This window comes from Streptomyces sp. NPDC006655, assembly GCF_040703965.1.
GTDB lineage: Bacteria > Actinomycetota > Actinomycetes > Streptomycetales > Streptomycetaceae > Streptomyces.
The window spans coordinates 70,456-87,015 of record NZ_JBEYJU010000023.1 but is presented as its reverse complement, the minus strand read 5'-3'; the positions used below and the strand labels follow the sequence as shown (position 1 = coordinate 87,015).

Below are 16,560 nucleotides of genomic sequence, written 5' to 3'. Positions count from 1 at the left end.
CGTCCAGGACGCCGAGGACGGCTCTGATCGCCCTCGCAGCCGGACGTTCCCCTCGATCGCGCCGCCAGCAACGCGGCCGTCGCGCGCGGGTGTCCCGCAGGGGAGGGGAGGTGTCGCGCCACCGGTGTCGGCCGGTGCATCCGGCCGACGCCGAGGAGAAGCCGGGAACGAGCGACGGCTACCCAGCGTAACGGTCTTGCGGGAGCGCGGGGCGCGGCACACCCACCCCGTCCGCACCCCGTCGGTTCCCTCCACCGGTCGTCGCATCGCGGAAATCCCCGGCCGTCGCCACCGGTCGGCCGCCGTTCGCCTGCCCCTGCCCGCCGTACGCCCGGCCTGCGCAGGTGACGCCGGACAGCCGCGAAAACCTGTCCGATATTTAACAGCGTGCCCCCTGGCGGGCCGGCAACCACCACCAACGCGCGCCATGCGGTCCACCGCATAGGTGAGAATGTCGGCATCTACGTCGGCGCCCTGTGCCGTTCACTGCGGGACGTGAAGGAACGGGAAGCCGTCTCCGGTCCCCTCGGTCCCCGTGGTCGCGGTGTCGTGGCAGCCGTCCAGGACCGAGGAGAGGACACGCGCCATGCGCCAGACAGGGCCCATCCGCTTTCGCATCCTCGGATCCCTGGAATGTTGGGACGGGGACGAACGCGTCCACGTCGGAGGACCCGTCAACGAGCGCGTCCTGGTGACGCTGCTCCTCGAACCGCAACGGGTGCTTCCGGTCCACCGGCTCATCGAGGCCGTCTGGGACCAGGACGCTCCCGCGACCGCCGCGCACCAGGTCCGCAAGGCCGTTGCCGAGCTGCGTCAGCGCATCCCCGACGGACGGACCCTCATCGCGACGGACGGACCCGGCTACCGGGCCTCCGTGACCCTCGAACAGCTCGACCTGCTCCAGTTCACCGACGCGCTGCAGCGGGCCCGTGACCACGTCGCCGCCGGCCGGACCACGGAGGCCACGGCGCTGCTGAGGAAGGCCCTCACCCTGTGGCGCGGCCCGGTGCTGTCCGGCAGCGGCGGCGCTGTGCTGGACGCGGCCTCCGCGTCCCTCGAGGAACGGCGGACGACCGCGGTGGAGCAGCTCTTCGAGCTGAGACTGGAGGCGGGCGAGAGTGCCGCACTGATCGCCGAGATCCGCGAGGCGATCCGCGACAACCCGCTGCGCGAACCGCTGCGCGGACACCTGATGCTCGCCCTGTACCGCTCGGGGCGCCAGGCCGAGGCGCTGGAGGAGTACGGCACGATCCGCGCCGTGCTCGACGAGGAACTCGGCATCCAGCCGGGCACCTCGCTGCGCGACCTCCACCAGGCGATCCTGCGCAACGACCCCTCGCTGAACGGCCCCGCCCTCAAGGCCCCGGTGGCGCCCGCAGTGAGCGGCGGCCGGTCCACCCTCCCCTACGACCTGCGCGACTTCACCGGCCGCGAGGAGGAGCTGCACAAGCTCCTCGGCTTCATCGAGGACGCCGACGGCTCCGGGCCACTCATCGTCGCCATCGACGGCATGGGCGGCAGCGGCAAGACCTCACTCGCGGTCCGGGCGGCACACCGTCTCGCCGAGCGGTACCCCGACGCCCAGCTCCACCTCGACCTGCGTGGCTACACACCCGATGAGGAACCGCTCACTCCGGCGGCCGCGGCCGAGGCCCTGCTGCGGATGCTCGGCGTGCCCGGCGAACGGATACCGGACGATCCGCAGGGCCGCATCGCCCTGTGGCGCGCCACCATGATCAAGCACAGGATGATCCTCCTGCTTGACAACGTAGTCGACGAGTCCCAGGTGCGGCCGCTGCTGGCGTCCCCCACCAACACGATCGTCCTGGTGACCAGCCGTGCCCTGCTCGTGGACCTGGACGCCGCGCACTCGATCTCGCTCGGCACCATGGCGCCGCAGGACAGCGTCGCTCTGATCGTGAGCATCATCGGTGACCGCCGGGCCGAGGCCGAGCCCGAGGCGGTCGCCGAACTGGCGGATCTGAGCGGTCACTTACCCTTGGCGCTGCGCATCGCCGCGGCCCGGCTGCGCAAGCGCCCCCGCTGGAGCGTGCGCTACCTCGTGGACCGGCTCCGCGACGACACCCACCGCCTGGCGGAACTCAGCGCCGGCGAACGCAGTGTGGAGGTCACGCTGCGGCTGTCGTACGAGGGACTGGACGCCGGATACCGCCAGTCCTTCCGCCTGCTGGGTCAGTACCCGGGCGCCGAACTCGACGTGTACACGGCGGCGGCACTGCTCGACCTCGGGGTCCGGGACGCCGAGGACGTCCTGGAGTACCTCCTCGACATGCACCTGGTGCAGCAGCACGAGCCCGGCCGCTACGCCTTCCACGACCTGGTGCGCAGTTTCGCCCACATGCTGTCGCGCACCCGGCATTCCGGAGGAACCGGCGAGTTCAGCGAGGAGGCGGCGGGCGCGGTGCGCCGGCTCATGGAGTACTCGCTGACGGCCTCGGACGTCGCCTGCGACCTGCTCTTCCCCGGCCGGGTGCGGATGGCGCGACCGACGCCGTCGTTCCGTCCTGAGCTGACGCCCCTGCGCACGCCGGAAGCCGCTCGCGACTGGTTCGAACGCGAGCAGGACAGCCTTCTCGCGGCGATCGCCCTGGCGTTCCGCCGGAACCTCGACCGTGAGGTGGCGCTGCTCGCGGCCAACGTCGTCTTCCACCTCGATCTGCGCGGTCGGCTCGACGAGTTCCTCGCGCTCTGCCACACGGCGGTCGCCGCGGCCCGCCGCCTCGGCGAAGCCGATCTGCTCCGGCTGAGCCTGTCCAACCTGGCGGTCGCCTGCTGGAAACGCGGCCGGTTCGAGGACGGCATCGCGGCCGCCGTCGAGGCACACGAGCTGGCGGTCGAACTCGGCGACCGCCGAGGACAGGCCAAGGACACCGGCGTACTGGGCCTGCTCCTGGCCACCACGGGCCGGTTCGACGAAGCGCTGTCGCGGCTGGAGCAGTCCATCGCCCTCAAGCGCGAACTCGGCGCGGAGCGGGCCGAGGCGGAGTCCCTGTCCAACATCAGCGCCGTCCACATGGAGCGCGGGGACTTCCAGGAGGCGGTGCGCACGGCCACCCGCTCCGTCCAGCTGGCCCGCAAGATCGGGGCGTTGGAGAAGGAACTGGTCGGCCTCGGCGACCTCGCACAGGCCCAGTTGGCGATGGGGGACGCCGAGGCCGCGGCCCGCACGCTGGCCACGGCCCGCGAGCGTACGCCCGGTGTCGTGGCGCCTGCCGAACGGGCGCTGCTGCTCATCCTCTCCGCGGAGGCGGAGGGCCGGCTCGGACACCGGCAGCAGGTGCTGCACTGGGTGGAGGAGGCCCTTGCCACCAAGGGACTCGAGGACGCGCCGGTGCGGGAGGCCACCGTGTGGAACACCGCGGGGCGCTTCTTCCACCGCTGTGGCGATCATCAGCGGGCGCTGCAACTGCACCGGCAGGCACACGCGTCCGCCGCCCGGCTCGGCCACCGGGTGGAGGAGGCCTACGCCCTGGACGGCCTCGCCCAGGCGCTGGCGGCCCTCGGGCACACGGCGGAGGCAGCCGAGCGGGCGGACGCCGCGCACGCGGCGTTCCGTGCCATGGGAATCCCCGGCGGGATTCACCGGGGGGACTGAACGCCGGGAACACGACATGCCGGTGCCCGCCGTTCGTCACGGCGGGCACCGGCCGAGGACGCTCCGCACCCTCGCTCAGACGGCGACGACATTCGGCCCTTCGTCGCCGTCCGTACCCGCCACGACGATGTTGGGGCCTTCGTCGCCGTCGGTGGCGGCCGTGATGATGTTGGGGCCTTCGTCGCCGTCGGTGGCGGCCGTGATGATGTTGGGGCCTTCGTCGCCGTCCGTGCCCGCCGTCGCCGCGTTCGGGTTCCCGGTGTGGGCGTGTGCCGCGGCGACGGTTCGGACGAGCGAGACGCTCGGGACGCTCGGGACGAGGTTCGGGCCTTCGTCCGAGGCGAGGTGTGTGACCGGCGCGCCGACGGCGACACCGAAGCCGAGAGCCACGGTGATCGCCGCGGTGGCGAAGAAGCCCGCCGGGTTCCCGAATCCCTTGCTGGTCATGATGCCCGCCTTCTGTCTGTCGCGGTGTCCGGTGCTGACAGAAAGAAAGGTCGCGGCAGCCGCTCCCGGCGCATTCCGCATCCGTTACCGGGCTGTCGGCCCCGGAAGGGAAGGACTCAGGAACGGGCCGGACGGGTACCGGCCGCCGCCGTCGGCACCGACGGGAACCGCCCGCACGGCCCCCTTCGGCCGTGCGGGCGGTCCATGAGGACGGACGCGGTCAGCCCTGGTCGGGGCGCCGGCTCACCTCCGCCCGCAACAGCCTCCCCACCGCCGCGACGACCCCCGCGACGTCCTGCGGCGAATCCGCGGTCAGCATCACGTAACCCTCCCCGCCGTGACCGTCGCCGGGAATGTCGTCCCCCGACTCGTACGGGAAGTGCACCCGGTGCACCCCGGCGAGCTCGGACACCGCTTCCAGTCCCGACACCGACAACAGCCGCCCCGCCGGCAGCCGGTAGGACGCCACCGCCGCGTAGCGGTCGGCCGTCGGCACGCCCACCGGTTTGCCCGCGAGGGCCTGCACCAGCTCCTCGTCGGCCCGGAAGCCCGTGGCGACCTCGATCAGGGAGGCCACCGGCTCGTCCGGGTACGCGGCCCGCGAGCGGACCACCCGCGGTCCGTCGTCCGTCAGCACGACCACGGTGTACGCGTACCCGAACTCGTACCCGGCGAGATCGAGCAGTTCGGTCACGACCGCCCGCGCCTCCGCCTCGTCCCGCTCCGGCAGGGGCGCCGGGAACAGGTGGCAGCCGGCCTGCCAGGCACCGTGCAGTGCCACCACGCCCACGACACGGTGCATCCCGTCCACGGTGAGCGTCACCACCCCGTACTCCGGACCGTGCAGATACCGCTCCACCAGGTAGGCACGCTCACCCGCCGCCGACGGGAAGCCGGGCTCCTCGGCACCGGACGGCAGCGAGCGTACGGTGACCGGCCCGCCGATCTCCTCGACCGCGGCGGGCAGTTCCTCGGCGGAGCGGGCCCGTGCGGCCGGGACGTAGGAGTGCCGACTGCCGTTGAGCAGCGCCCGCATGGCGGCCGGCTCACTCAGCAGGCGGGCCGCGTCCGCCGGGTTGGGCGTCACCCGCAGGCGGGCCGCGGTCCCGGCCACCGCGGGCAGCTCCGCCGTGCCGGCGCAGGCCAGCAGCCGTTGTGTGCCGTGGACCCGGACCGACAGCTCGATCGCCTCGGCCAGCGCGGCACCGTCGGCGAGGTCCACGAGGTCCACGGGCACCCCGGGCGGCATGCGGTCGTCCGGCGACTCAGGTGTGCCGGAGACGACCCGGACGACGAAGCCCGCGCCGACGGCGGCGCGTACGAGGCCCGGTGACGGGCCGATCAGCAGCAGCCGCTGCGGAGTGCCGTCCACGGGACATGGCTCGTTCTCTCGGTCGGCCGTCGCGCTCATGGCTGGGTCCTCGTTTCCTCGTCGGCAGCCGGCATCCGCTGGGCACCGTGCCCGCCCGCGTGCCGGCTGCCCCGGACAACTGATGGTTCGTGCATGGGTGGTCGCTCTCTCGCACGGGTGGGGCGCCGTACCGGCCGTGCCGGCCGTGCCCCCGCTCGTCTCGGCACGGAGGGGCGCTCGGGGGGAGTGTCCCTCCGAGCGTTCCCGGTTCGCTCCCCGGCCGCTCCCGGCACCGGTCACGTCCCCGCGGTCGCGCGCCGGCGACCGGGGACCCGGGCGGGAAGAGAACGGGAACGGCAGCGGCGACGCTCTCCACGATCCCCGGCCCCCGCGGCGACCACCGGATCCCCCCTCCCTGCCCTGGGACACGGGTCCCGGCCCCGTCCGCGACCGCCCCCTGCGAAGACTGGAGACTCCGTGAGCGCCACCTCGAAGGAGCCCGCATCCGTCCTTCCGTTCCGACGGGCCGGCTCGGACGCTGCCCGCACCGTGCCGTCCGCCACCCCACCCGACACCACCCGCACCGGTCTGCTCCGTCTGATGCGCGAGGACCTGGGCGTCGTGGTCGAGCGGGACCCGTCCGTCCGCGGACGCCTGGAAGCGGCGCTGCACCCCGCGCTGACCGCGCTGTGGACCCACCGCGTGGCACACCGGCTGCACACCCGCGGACACCGGATGACGGCACGGCTGATGGCCCGCTGGGCGCGGCGGCTGACCGCCGTGGAGATCCACCCGGGAGCGGTCCTCGGCCGCCGGGTCTTCATCGATCACGGTGCCGCGGTGGTGATCGGCGAAACCTGCGTCGTCGGCGACGACGTGACGATCTACCACCAGGTGACGCTCGGCGCGGTCGGCTGGTGGAGCGACAACGAGAGGCCGCCGGGTGCCCGCCGGCATCCGGTGGTGGGCCGCGACGTCGTGCTCGGCACCAACGCCACGGTGCTCGGTCCGGTGACCGTCGGCGACGGCGCGGTGATCGGCGCCCAGGCGCTGGTCAACAAGGACGTGCCGGAGGGGACGCGGATGCTGGCCGCCACCGCCACCGGGCGTGCGCCGAAGCGCCCGGCCGAGGACGTCGTCGAGAGCATCGCCTCGGCCGGTTCCTGGTAACCCCGCGCTCCGTCCCGTCTCCCCTCCAGTTCCCGGCCGGCTCCTTTCCGCCGGACCCCGCCCGCCACCGTCCAGACATGACGAGGAATCACATCATGCGCACCATGACGCCGCATACACCCCTGCCCGCCCTGGTCCGCCCGGCGGTCGCCGACGGCATCGACGACCTGGTGGGCGGCACCCCGCTGATCCGGCTCAGACTCGCGGGACTCGCGCCGGGCGCCGAGGTACTGGCCAAGCTGGAGGCGGCCAACCCGATGTCCAGCAGCAAGGACCGGGCGGCGCTGTACATGCTCAGGGCCGCCGAGGCACGCGGTGACCTGGCGCCGGGAGGCACGATCGTCGAGGCGACCTCCGGCAACACCGGTATCTCGCTCGCCGCCCTGGCCGCCGCGCGCGGCTACCGCTGCGTCATCGTGCTCCCCGACAACGCGACCAGCGAGCGGATCCGTCTGCTGTCGGCGCTGGGCGCGCAGGTGGTGCAGACCCCCGCCGAGCGGGGCTATCCGGGCGCGATCGAGCGGGCCGAGGAGATCCACGCGGCCACCGCGGGCTCCTGGTTCCCGTGCCAGCACGAGAACGCGGACAACGTCGAGGCCCACTACGCCACGACGGGTCCCGAGATCACCGCCGCCCTCGCCTCGACCGGGCGCCGCGCCGACACCCTGGTCTGCGCGGTGGGCACCGGCGGCACCCTCACCGGCATCGGGCGTCACCTGCGGGAGCAGGACCCGGGCGTGACGATCGTCGCCGTCGAGCCGGAAGGATCCCCGCTGCTGTCGGCCGGACGGGCCGGGCGCCACCGCATCCCCGGACTCAACGGCGGATTCGTCGCCCCGACCACCGATGTCTCCCTGATCGACGAGGCGATCGCCGTCAGCGACGCGGACGCCCTGCGTACCGCCCGTGAACTCGCCTCCGGCCAGGGCCTGTTCGTGGGGGTGTCCGCCGGTGCCGCGGTGCACGCGGCACGCCTGGTGGCCGCCCGCCCGGAGTACCGCGACCGATGTGTCGTGACCGTCCTGCCGGACACCGGCGAGCGCTACCTGAGCATGTGGGAGGACGGCTCGTGACTCTCCTGGTGTCGACCCTGAAACGGTTCGGCGACGCCGTCACGGTCCGGATCGGACAGACGACGACCACCCGGTACCTCGCGCTCGCCGAGACCACCGACGGCCGCCTCGGTCTCTTCCACCACCACATGCTGCCGGGCGCCGCCGGAGCGGCCCCGCATTACCACACACGTATCTCGGAGTCCTTCTACGTCATCTCGGGAGAGGTCACCCTCCACGACGGCACCGGCTGGACAACCGCGCACGCCGGCGACTTCCTGCACGTGCCCGAACACGCCGTGCACGGGTTCCGCAACGACAGCGACGCGCCGGCCGAAATGCTGATCATCTTCACGCCCGCCGAGAACCGCGAGGCCTACTTCACGGGCCTGGCCGAACTCCTGGCCGACGGAAACATCCCCACGCGGGCCGAGATGGTGGCGCTGATGGAGAAGTACGACCAGTTCGAGGTCGACGAGCCCTGACACCGCCGCGTCCCCGAGTTCCCCACCCCACCCCACCAGTCCCCAGCCCCCCGACCCGTTCGGCAACCTTCAGGAGTCATCGGATGCAACCCGTCAACTGGGCCCGCTTCGGCCTGCTCGCCGCTCTGTGGGGGTGCAGCTTCGCCTTCATCAAGGTCTCGCTGCACGCCTTCGCCCCCCTCCAACTCGCCTTCGGGCGACTCCTGGTGGGCGCCCTCGTGGTCTCGGCGATCCTCGCCGTGACCAAGGGTTCCTTCCCCGGCCGCCAGGTCTGGGGGCACATCGTCGTCGCCTCGGTCTTCGGCAACGTCGTACCGTTCACCCTCTTCGCCGTCGGCGAGCAGCACACGACCGCGAGCGTCGCCGGCGTCATCCAGGGCGCCACGCCCCTGGTCACCCTGGGGCTCGCCGCCGTCGCCATCCGCACGGAGAAGCCGACGGCCCGCAAGGTCACCGGTCTCGTGATCGGCTTCGTCGGCCTGATCGTCGTCGTCGGACCGTGGCACACCCACGGGTTCGGCTCCGTCGGCGGCCAACTCGCCTGCGTCGGCGCGGCGGTGAGCTACGCGATCAGCTTCGTCTACGTCCGCCGCTTCATCGCCCCGCACAAGATCCCGGCGCTCGCCGTGACCGCGGGGCAGCTCACCTCCGCCATGGTCATCACCGGTCTGATCACCGCGTTCACCGTCGGCTGGAACCTGCCCGGCGAACTGACGGCGGGGCCGCTGCTCTCCCTCCTGGTCCTCGGCGGCGCCTCCACAGGCATCGCCTTCGCCCTGATGAACCGGCTCATCGCGGACGCCGGCCCCACCACCGCGTCCGGCGTCAACTACCTGGTCCCGGTGTTCTCCGTGATCGTCGGCGCCGCCGCCCTCGGCGAGAGCGTCACCTGGAACGTGCCGGTGGGCGGCGCGGTGGTCATCGCCGCACTCGCCCTCGCGGAGGGCCGGCTGCCGCTGCCGTCCCGGCGCGCCGCCGCGCCGGTGGCCAGGACGGTGCCGCCCGCGTCCGACCGGTCCCCGGCCCCGGCCACCCGTGAGGCCTGCTGACAGCTCCTCCCACCGGCCGGTCACGGCCGCCTCATGAACGCCGTACGGCGCACCCCCTGCCCGGGGTGCGCCGTACGGCGTTCAGGCGTGGGGACGGCCCGGAACGGACCTCCCGGTCCGGTACCGGCTGCCGCCGCCGTCGTTCCCCTGGGTGGTCCGGGGCCGGGAGTGACACGGGAGACAACCGGGAACGCGGCGCGGGAACCTTCCACAGACGAAGGAGAACGACACGGCGGCCTCGCACCTGCCGACGCGAGCTCCTTCCCCGCTCGGCCCCCCGCCGGCCCCCCGCCGGCCCCCCGCCGGCCCTCTGTCGGGCCCCGGCGGTCCCGGCGAGCCGGCACCGCTGCGCCCCGCGCGAAGAGCCGCGCGGCCCGCTCCCGCCGACCGGCCCGCGACGCGCCTCGGCCGAACGGCAACCGCCCGGCTCCTCCGCCCCGCCACCGCACCCGCAGGCCGAACCACCCCACTCCACAGGCCTTCGAACACAGGAAGCAGCCACAGCATGCCCCCATCCACGCAAGCCCCCGCCGCCACCGCGCTCGGCGACGCCCGCATCATCACCGCGGCCGAGTTCACCTTCCACCCCGTTCCCGGCACCCGCACCACGGTGGCGACACCCGTCAGCCCGGCGGCCGGCGCCACCCACGTCACCCTGCACGTCGTCCGGATCGCCCCGGGGGAGTCGTACGTCCCCGAGCGCAGCGCGGCCGAGGAGAACACCGTCGTCGTCTTCTCCGGAGCAGGCACCGCCGCGGTCGGCCGGCACGCCCGCCCCGTCGGCCGCGGCTCGGCCGCCTACGCCCCCACCGGCCACCCCCTCACCCTCAGCGCCGACGACCAGGGGATGACCGCCTACGTGTGGCGCACCCCCCTCGCGGACGCCCCCGCCGGCAGCGACCCGGTCCTGCACTCCTCGCTGTGGGACGACACCACCCAGCTGCGCGGCTTCGGCGGAACCGGGCAGATCGAGGCGGCCGAACGCCGGGCCACCATGAACTTCGTCTTCTGGCCCGGCACCGGCAGCAGCCGGCTGTGCCTGCACTGCGGCATCCAGCAGCCGGGCGAGACCTTCAACGTCCACCTCCACCCCGACAGCGACGAGGCGTTCATCGCCTTCGAGGGCGTCGGCCAGATGTACCTGCGCGACCGCTGGATCGACGTCGGCGCGGGAGACGTCCTGTACGCGGCGCCCGGCGTCCTGCACGGGGCCCGCAACCCCCACACCGGTTCCACCGCCCGCCGATTCGTCACCTGCGGTGGACCCAGCCCCTACGACCCGGCGCTCTACTCCGCCGCCGGCCACTCCTCACAGGTCAGGTGAAAACAGCGTGTGCCGCATATACGGAACCTTCAACGTCCACTCCGACGAGGCCGAACTGCGCCGCGTCGCCGACCTGATGCACCACGGCGGTCCTGACGCGCAGGGCGTCACGTACCGGGCCGACTGGGCCCTGGGCAACAACCGCCTGTCCATCATGGACCCCGAGGGGGGCGCCCAGCCCTATCACCTCGGCCGGATCACGGTGGTCTTCAACGGTGAGCTCTACAACCACCGCGACCTGCGGGAACGGCTGACCAAACGCGGCTTCCACTTCGACGACCAGTGCGACGGCTCGATCCTGCCGGCGCTGTACCTGACCTACGGGGACCGGTTCGCGGAGCAGCTGGACGGCATGTACTCCGTCGCCGTCATGGACCTGCGGTCCACCCCGCGCATGGTCCTCGCCACCGACGACTCCGGCATGAAGCCGCTCTACTACCACTACGAACGCGCCGCCGGCCGCTTCCGGTTCGCCTCGGAACTGCCCGCGCTGCTCGGCTTCACCGGACTGCGCGCCGAGGAGGACGAGGCGGGTCTGGACGCCTACCTGACGTCCAAGACCCCGTTCGGGGACCGCACCATGTTCCGTGGGGTGCGGGTGCTGCCGCCCGCCGCCACCGCCGTCGTCAGCCACCGGGACGGACTGCGGATCCGGCGCCGTCCCATGGCCCACGAGCAGGGCCTGCGTCCCGACGAGGGCCGCACCCTCGACCAGGCCGGCGAGCAGCTGCGCGCCCTGCTGTCCGAGGAGGTGGCACGGCTGCTGGTGGCGGACGCCCCGGTCGCGGCCGTCACCTCCGGCGGCCTCGACTCCAGCCTCGTCACGGCGCTCGCCGCCCAGGCACTGTACGACGGCGGCGGCCAGGGGAGGCTGCACACCTTCAACATCGCCTACACCGGCACCTGGCCCAGCGACGAACGTGCCTACGCGGCGGAGGTGGCGCGCGTCGCGGGCACCCGCCACCACCAGGTCGAGATCGACCCGGCCACCTTCCCCGACCTGATGACCGACGTGGTGCGCCACCTCGGGCAGCCCAACGCCGACCCCATCACCCTGTCCACGTTCTCCCTCTTCCGCGCGGTGCGCGACGCCGGCTTCAAGGTAGCCCTCACCGGCGACGCGGCGGACGAACTCTTCGGCGGCTACGCGCGGATGACCCAGGCGGTCGCCGCCCACCACGGATCGGACTGGGCGGAGGACTACCTCGACCACCTGGCCGCCGTCCCGCGGGCGCTGCGCGAGAGCCTGTACACCGACGAGTACGCCTTCACCGTCCGCGCGGCCGGTTCCGCCCTGCCCGCCGACATCCGGCGGATCCTGCGGACCAGCCCCGGCACCCGGTTGCAGCGCATCGCCGCCGTCGAGCAGCGCTACCGACTGCCCGCCTACCACCTGCGGCGCGTCGACCACCTGTCGATGGCCAGCTCCATCGAGGTCCGGCTGCCCTTCTGCCAGCCGTCCGTCGTCCGCTTCGCGAGCACCCTGACCGACGCCCAGCGGCTGGTGCCGGGCCTGGGTGTGAAGCGGGCCCTGTACCGGGCCGCGCAGGGCCTGATCCCGCGCAGCGTGCTCGACCGGCCCAAGCAGCCCTTCACCCTGCCGGTCACCGCGATGCTCGCCCCCGGCCAGCGGCTGTGGACCCTGGCCCGCGACGTGCTCTCCCCGCACACGCTGCGCGCCGACGGCCGGATCCGTCCCGAGCGGGTGGCCGCGCTCTTCGACGAGCAGGCCGCCCGGCCGAGCGACACCGCCTCCCTGGCCCTGTGGTCGCTGATGTCGCACCAGCTGTGGCGCCAGGAGTTCTTCGCGACGGCGGGAGCCCCGACGACCCTGCACGCACCGGCGCGCGTCCTGCTGGAGGCGGCATGAGCGTCAGTCTCGCGCGGGCGCACGGCACCCCGTGCCCGACGGCCGTGGTGGATGCGCGCACGCTGCCCGAGTCGGAACCGGAACTGCTGGCACGGCTCACCCAGTTGCGCATGGTCCTCGCCGACCACGGTGCCGCCGACGTTCTGAAGAACGCGCTCGTCCAGCCGTCCCGCCACCCCCTGTTCGACCTCGACTACCGCTTCGTCCAGTCCATGCCGGACCGGCTCGACAGCTTCGACCTGCGCGGGTCCTGCGGGCACTCCATCCTGGCGGCGGTGGAGGCCGCCGCCCGCACCGGCATGATCCAGCCTCTCGTGCCGGGCTGCCGGGTCCGGGTGAACGTGCTCAACAACGGGGACAACGTGGTGTGCGAGGCGGAGGAGACCTCCGCGCAGGGCACCCGCTTCACGGCCCACTTCCTGTGCTCTCCACCGCGGCCGGTCGAGCAGCTCCTGATCACCGGCGAGCCGGTCACCGGGATCCCCTTCGAGGAGCGTACGGTCCCCGTCTCCCTGGTCTCCATGGGCAACCCGTACCTCTTCGTGAACGCCGCCGAGTTCGGCGTCCGCACGGTGCAGGAGCTCTTCGCCGACGATCCCGTGCTGTTCGACCGGATGAGCGGGCTGCGGCTCGCGGTGTGCCGGGCGAAGGGCTGGGACACCGCCGGCGCCTTCCCCAAGGTCGCCGCGCTGCTTCCCGACGGGCCGGGCGCACTCGCCGTCCGCGCCATATCCGTACCGTCCTGGCACCCGACGGTGGCCCTCACCGGCGCGACCTGCCTCGCCGCGGCCGCCGCCGTGGAAGGCACCATCCCGCACCTGCTGTCCGGTGTCTCGCAGCAGCCGGAGGGCGGCATGCTCGCCCTGCGCACCCCGGGTGCCACCGTCCGCGCCTCGGCCCGCACGACGGGCGGCCCCCGCGACCGCAGGCTCGCCTGGATCTCCGTGGCGGAGAAGCAGGTCGACTACCGCGGCCCCTTCCTTCCCGCCTCCACCTCCGAGGAGTTGTCATGGCTTCCGCTGACAGCCTGACCGTGCCCGACGTGCCGACGCTCACCCAGGCGCCGCTCGCCCGGCCGGTCACCGGGCTGACGCCCGCGCTGCGCGAGCGCCTCGCCGCCTGTGCGCGGATCGCGGACACCGACGGGGAACCCGACCGGCAGGCACTGGCCCTGCTGCGCGAGTCCGGGCTGCTGGGCCTGGCCCTGCCCTACGAGTACGGTGGCGCCGGCGCGGACGCCCACGGCCTCAACACGGCCGTGGAGCAGGTGGCACAGGTGAACGCCTCAGCGTCGATCATGCTGTTCCAGCACTACGCGGTCAGCAGCCGCATCTTGGAACACGGCAGCCCCGCCCAGCGCCGCAGGCTGCTGCCCCGACTCGCCCGCGGGGAGTGGCTCGCCGCCTCCGCGTGGAGCGAGACGGGTGCGGGCGCGAACAAGAAGAACCTGTCCACCACCGCCCGCCGTACGGCCGAGGGCGGCTGGGTCATCGACGGCGCCAAGTCGTTCACCACCAGCGCCGGCCTGGCCGACATCTACCTGGTGCTGGCGCAGAGCGAGGAACCGGCACCGGATGCCGCCGACACCGGCTACGGCGCCGCCGGCCAGACGTTCTTCCTGATACCGGCGGACACTCCCGGGCTGCAGCCGGACACCTCGCTCCGGCTGGCCGGCATGCGGGGCTCGGCGACCGGCTTTGTCTCCGTCCACGACTGCCGGGTGCCCGACACCGCGCGGCTGGGGCCGGTCGGTACGGCCGCGTCGATCATCGCGGGCGTCCGGGACAGCGGCGCCACGCTCGGTGCCGTGTCCGTCGGTATCGCGCAGGCGGCGCTCGACCTGGCGCATGCACACGCCGAGCGGCGTGGGCTGACGGCCCAACAGGCCGTCCGGCACCGCCTGGTCGACATCGCGGGGGAGGTGGAGGCGGCCCGGGCGATCGTCGAACGGGCCGGCCGGCGCACCGCTCCCGACCCGGGTGTCGCGACGCTGCACTCCAAGCTCTTCGCCGCATCCGCGGCCGAACGGGTCGTCAACGCGGTCGAACGGCTGCTGGGTTCGGCCGGCTATGTCGCCTCGCACGAGATCAACCGCTACGGCCGCGACGCGCGCGCGGTCGCCCTGATGGGACCGACCAACGACCTCTGCAAGGAACTGGTGAGTCTGACGTGGAACAGCTGAACACCGTGTCCGGGCACCTTCCCGCCGATCTGGTCGTCGAGGGCGGCCGCGTCGTCACCCCCGACGGCGTCCGGGACGCGAACGTGGTCGTCCGCGACGGCCGGATCACCGAACTGCCGGAGCCCGGGGTGCCGTTGCCGCCGGGCCCACGGGTCGACGCCCGTGGCCGTTACGTGCTGCCGGGTTTGATCGACTCCCATGTGCACTTCCGTACTCCCGGCCTCGAGTACAAGGAGGACTGGGACCACGGCAGCCGGGCCGCCCTCGCCGGCGGCGTGACGACCGTGATCGACATGCCCAACACCCGTCCGCCGTCCCTGGACGAGGCCGGCCTGCTCGCCAAGGCCGAGCTGATCGACGGCACCTCTTGGACCGACTACCGCTTCCACATCGGCGCCGACCCGGACCGTCCTGAACTCCTCGCGGAGCTCGACCCCCGGATCGCGACCTCCGCGAAGATCTTCATGGCCGGCCACCACACGGCCCCGGTGGTGTTCCGGGACGAGGAGCAGCTGCGGCGGGCCTTCGCCGCGGCGGCCCGCGGCGGCGTCCGGCTCGTCCTGCACGCGGAGGACCAGCACGTCTTCGACCTCCTCGACGCGGACTCGGGCGTTCCCGACTCGTACGCCCAGTACGAGCCGCACCGCCCGCGTTCCGGCGGCATCGTCGCCGTGGCGCGGGTCATCCACCTGGTCCGCGAGTACGGCACGAAGGCCCACGTCCTGCATGTGTCCTCGGCCGAGGAGGCCGACCTGCTCACGGCGGCGGCCGCCGAGGGGCTGCCCCTCACCTTCGAAGTGACCGGCCACCACCTGTCCTTCACCCACGACGACACCACCCGGCGCGGACCGCGCACCCGCCTCTCCCCGGCCATCCGCGAATGCCGTGACCAGAAACGCCTGTGGCGAGCGGTGCTGAACGGCGAGGCCGCCACGCTCGGCAGCGATCACGCCCCGCACACGGTGGAGGAGAAGAACCGCCCCCCGGCCGACGCGCCGCCCGGCCTGCCCGGCGTCCAGGAGCTGGCCACCGGCGTCTGGACCGGCCTGCTCACCCGGGACACCGGTCCGGACGCGGCGGCCGCGCACCTGGCCCGGCTCATGGGCGAGGGGCCCGCCCGGCTCTTCGGCCTGCCGGGCAAGGGCCGGCTCGAACCGGGGGCGGACGCCGACCTGACCCTCCTGGACCCTTCGGCACGGTGGCAGTTCTCGGCTCGTGACGTGCACTCGCTGTGCGGCTGGTCCGCGTACGAGGGCTGGACCTTCACCGGACGCTTCACCACCACGGTGAAGGCAGGCCGGGTCTGCTGGGACGCCCGTACCGGATTCACCGGCCGCCCCGAGGGCCGCTGGCTCCGCGGCCTGGGCCGCCCGCTGGAGGTGGCCCGGTGAGCCCGGCCCTGCTGGCCGACCAGGCCCCGGCCGACACGCGGCCCGATCTCGCGGACTCCTTCCGTGCCGCGATGTCCGCCCTGGCCGCTCCGGTCACCATCGTCACCTGCTACGACGACCAGGGCAGACCGCGTGGCCTGACGGCGAGTGCCGTCAGCTCCCTGTCGCTGACCCCGCCGCTGTTCCTCGTCTGTCTCGACCGGACCTCGCGCACCCACGACGTGCTGACCGTGGCCGAGGACTTCGCCGTCCATCTGCTCGGCCCCGGTGAGGAACACCTCGTCGAACACTTCAGGCGCCCGGCCGAGCACCGCTTCGACGGCCTCTCCCTCGACGCACGGTCCGACCGGGCCCCCGTGATCGCCGGCGCCTCGCTCACCCTGCGCTGCGTCCGTCACCAGCTCATGGAAGGAGGCGACCACACGATCCTCGTCGGACGGGTCACCGAGGTCAGCGGCGAGCCCGCGCACTCCGGCGGCCTGCTCTGGCACCGGCGCGGTTTCGCCCACGCACGGCGCGCGTGACCCGGGTGGGGCTGCCGGCGCCACGGCGCCGGACAGCCCCACCGAGGCAGCCAGGAACCCGCTGCACCGGCGTGCGCCGGGCTCCGCCGGGCGCCCGGC

Annotated in this window: 13 protein-coding genes; 11 read left to right on the top strand and 2 right to left on the bottom strand. The window is 73.3% G+C overall.

Annotated features, from left to right (window positions below; all coding sequences use genetic code 11):
- Nucleotides 1-586 precede the first annotated feature (586 nt).
- The gene (locus AB0958_RS16125) at nt 587-3,616 is read left to right on the top strand and encodes a BTAD domain-containing putative transcriptional regulator (RefSeq protein ID WP_366891056.1); all 3,030 of its coding nucleotides are present in this window, start codon (nt 587-589) and stop codon (nt 3,614-3,616) included.
- A gap of 75 nt (nt 3,617-3,691) precedes the next feature.
- Here AB0958_RS16125 and AB0958_RS16120 read toward each other — a convergent pair whose 3' ends face one another.
- Nucleotides 3,692-4,063: a hypothetical protein gene (locus tag AB0958_RS16120; RefSeq protein WP_366891055.1), complete on the bottom strand. Its 372-nt coding sequence runs from the start codon at nt 4,061-4,063 to the stop codon at nt 3,692-3,694.
- A 220-nt stretch (nt 4,064-4,283) separates the two neighbouring features.
- Nucleotides 4,284-5,474 (bottom strand): hypothetical protein, encoded by a 1,191-nt coding sequence (locus tag AB0958_RS16115; protein WP_366891054.1) that lies wholly within the window; start codon nt 5,472-5,474, stop codon nt 4,284-4,286.
- Between the two features lie 540 nt (nt 5,475-6,014).
- Between AB0958_RS16115 and epsC the strand changes: the two genes are divergently transcribed.
- The 10 genes from epsC (at nt 6,015) to AB0958_RS16065 (ending at nt 16,461) form a co-directional block, all read left to right on the top strand.
- Entirely contained in the window at nt 6,015-6,584 is a 570-nt protein-coding gene (epsC, locus tag AB0958_RS16110; protein ID WP_366891076.1) for a serine O-acetyltransferase EpsC, read from the top strand.
- A 104-nt stretch (nt 6,585-6,688) separates the two neighbouring features.
- On the top strand, nt 6,689-7,657 hold the full coding sequence (locus AB0958_RS16105) for a cysteine synthase family protein (RefSeq protein ID WP_366891075.1): 969 nt from the start codon (nt 6,689-6,691) through the stop codon (nt 7,655-7,657).
- Nucleotides 7,654-8,121, top strand: a complete 468-nt coding sequence (locus AB0958_RS16100; protein WP_366891053.1) for a cupin domain-containing protein — start codon at nt 7,654-7,656, stop codon at nt 8,119-8,121. The genes AB0958_RS16105 and AB0958_RS16100 overlap by 4 nt, the downstream gene beginning before the upstream one ends.
- Nucleotides 8,122-8,204: 83 nt before the next feature.
- Complete coding sequence (locus AB0958_RS16095; protein ID WP_366891052.1) at nt 8,205-9,170, top strand: DMT family transporter; 966 nt, start codon at nt 8,205-8,207, stop codon at nt 9,168-9,170.
- A 505-nt stretch (nt 9,171-9,675) separates the two neighbouring features.
- Nucleotides 9,676-10,494, top strand: a complete 819-nt coding sequence (locus AB0958_RS16090) for a cupin domain-containing protein (protein ID WP_366891051.1) — start codon at nt 9,676-9,678, stop codon at nt 10,492-10,494.
- A gap of 7 nt (nt 10,495-10,501) precedes the next feature.
- Nucleotides 10,502-12,364 carry an asparagine synthase (glutamine-hydrolyzing) gene (gene asnB / locus AB0958_RS16085; protein WP_366891050.1) on the top strand — a complete coding sequence of 621 codons (1,863 nt, stop codon included), beginning with the start codon at nt 10,502-10,504 and terminating at the stop codon, nt 12,362-12,364.
- A complete protein-coding gene (locus tag AB0958_RS16080) occupies nt 12,361-13,395 on the top strand; it encodes a PrpF domain-containing protein (RefSeq protein ID WP_366891049.1) in 1,035 nt (344 codons plus the stop codon). The genes asnB and AB0958_RS16080 overlap by 4 nt, the downstream gene beginning before the upstream one ends.
- On the top strand, nt 13,374-14,546 hold the full coding sequence (locus tag AB0958_RS16075; protein WP_366891048.1) for an acyl-CoA dehydrogenase family protein: 1,173 nt from the start codon (nt 13,374-13,376) through the stop codon (nt 14,544-14,546). The genes AB0958_RS16080 and AB0958_RS16075 overlap by 22 nt, the downstream gene beginning before the upstream one ends.
- Entirely contained in the window at nt 14,534-15,937 is a 1,404-nt protein-coding gene (locus AB0958_RS16070) for a dihydroorotase family protein (protein WP_366891047.1), read from the top strand. Before AB0958_RS16075 ends, AB0958_RS16070 begins: the two co-directional genes overlap by 13 nt.
- Complete coding sequence (locus AB0958_RS16065; protein ID WP_366891046.1) at nt 15,934-16,461, top strand: flavin reductase family protein; 528 nt, start codon at nt 15,934-15,936, stop codon at nt 16,459-16,461. The genes AB0958_RS16070 and AB0958_RS16065 overlap by 4 nt, the downstream gene beginning before the upstream one ends.
- Nucleotides 16,462-16,560: the final 99 nt, after the last annotated feature.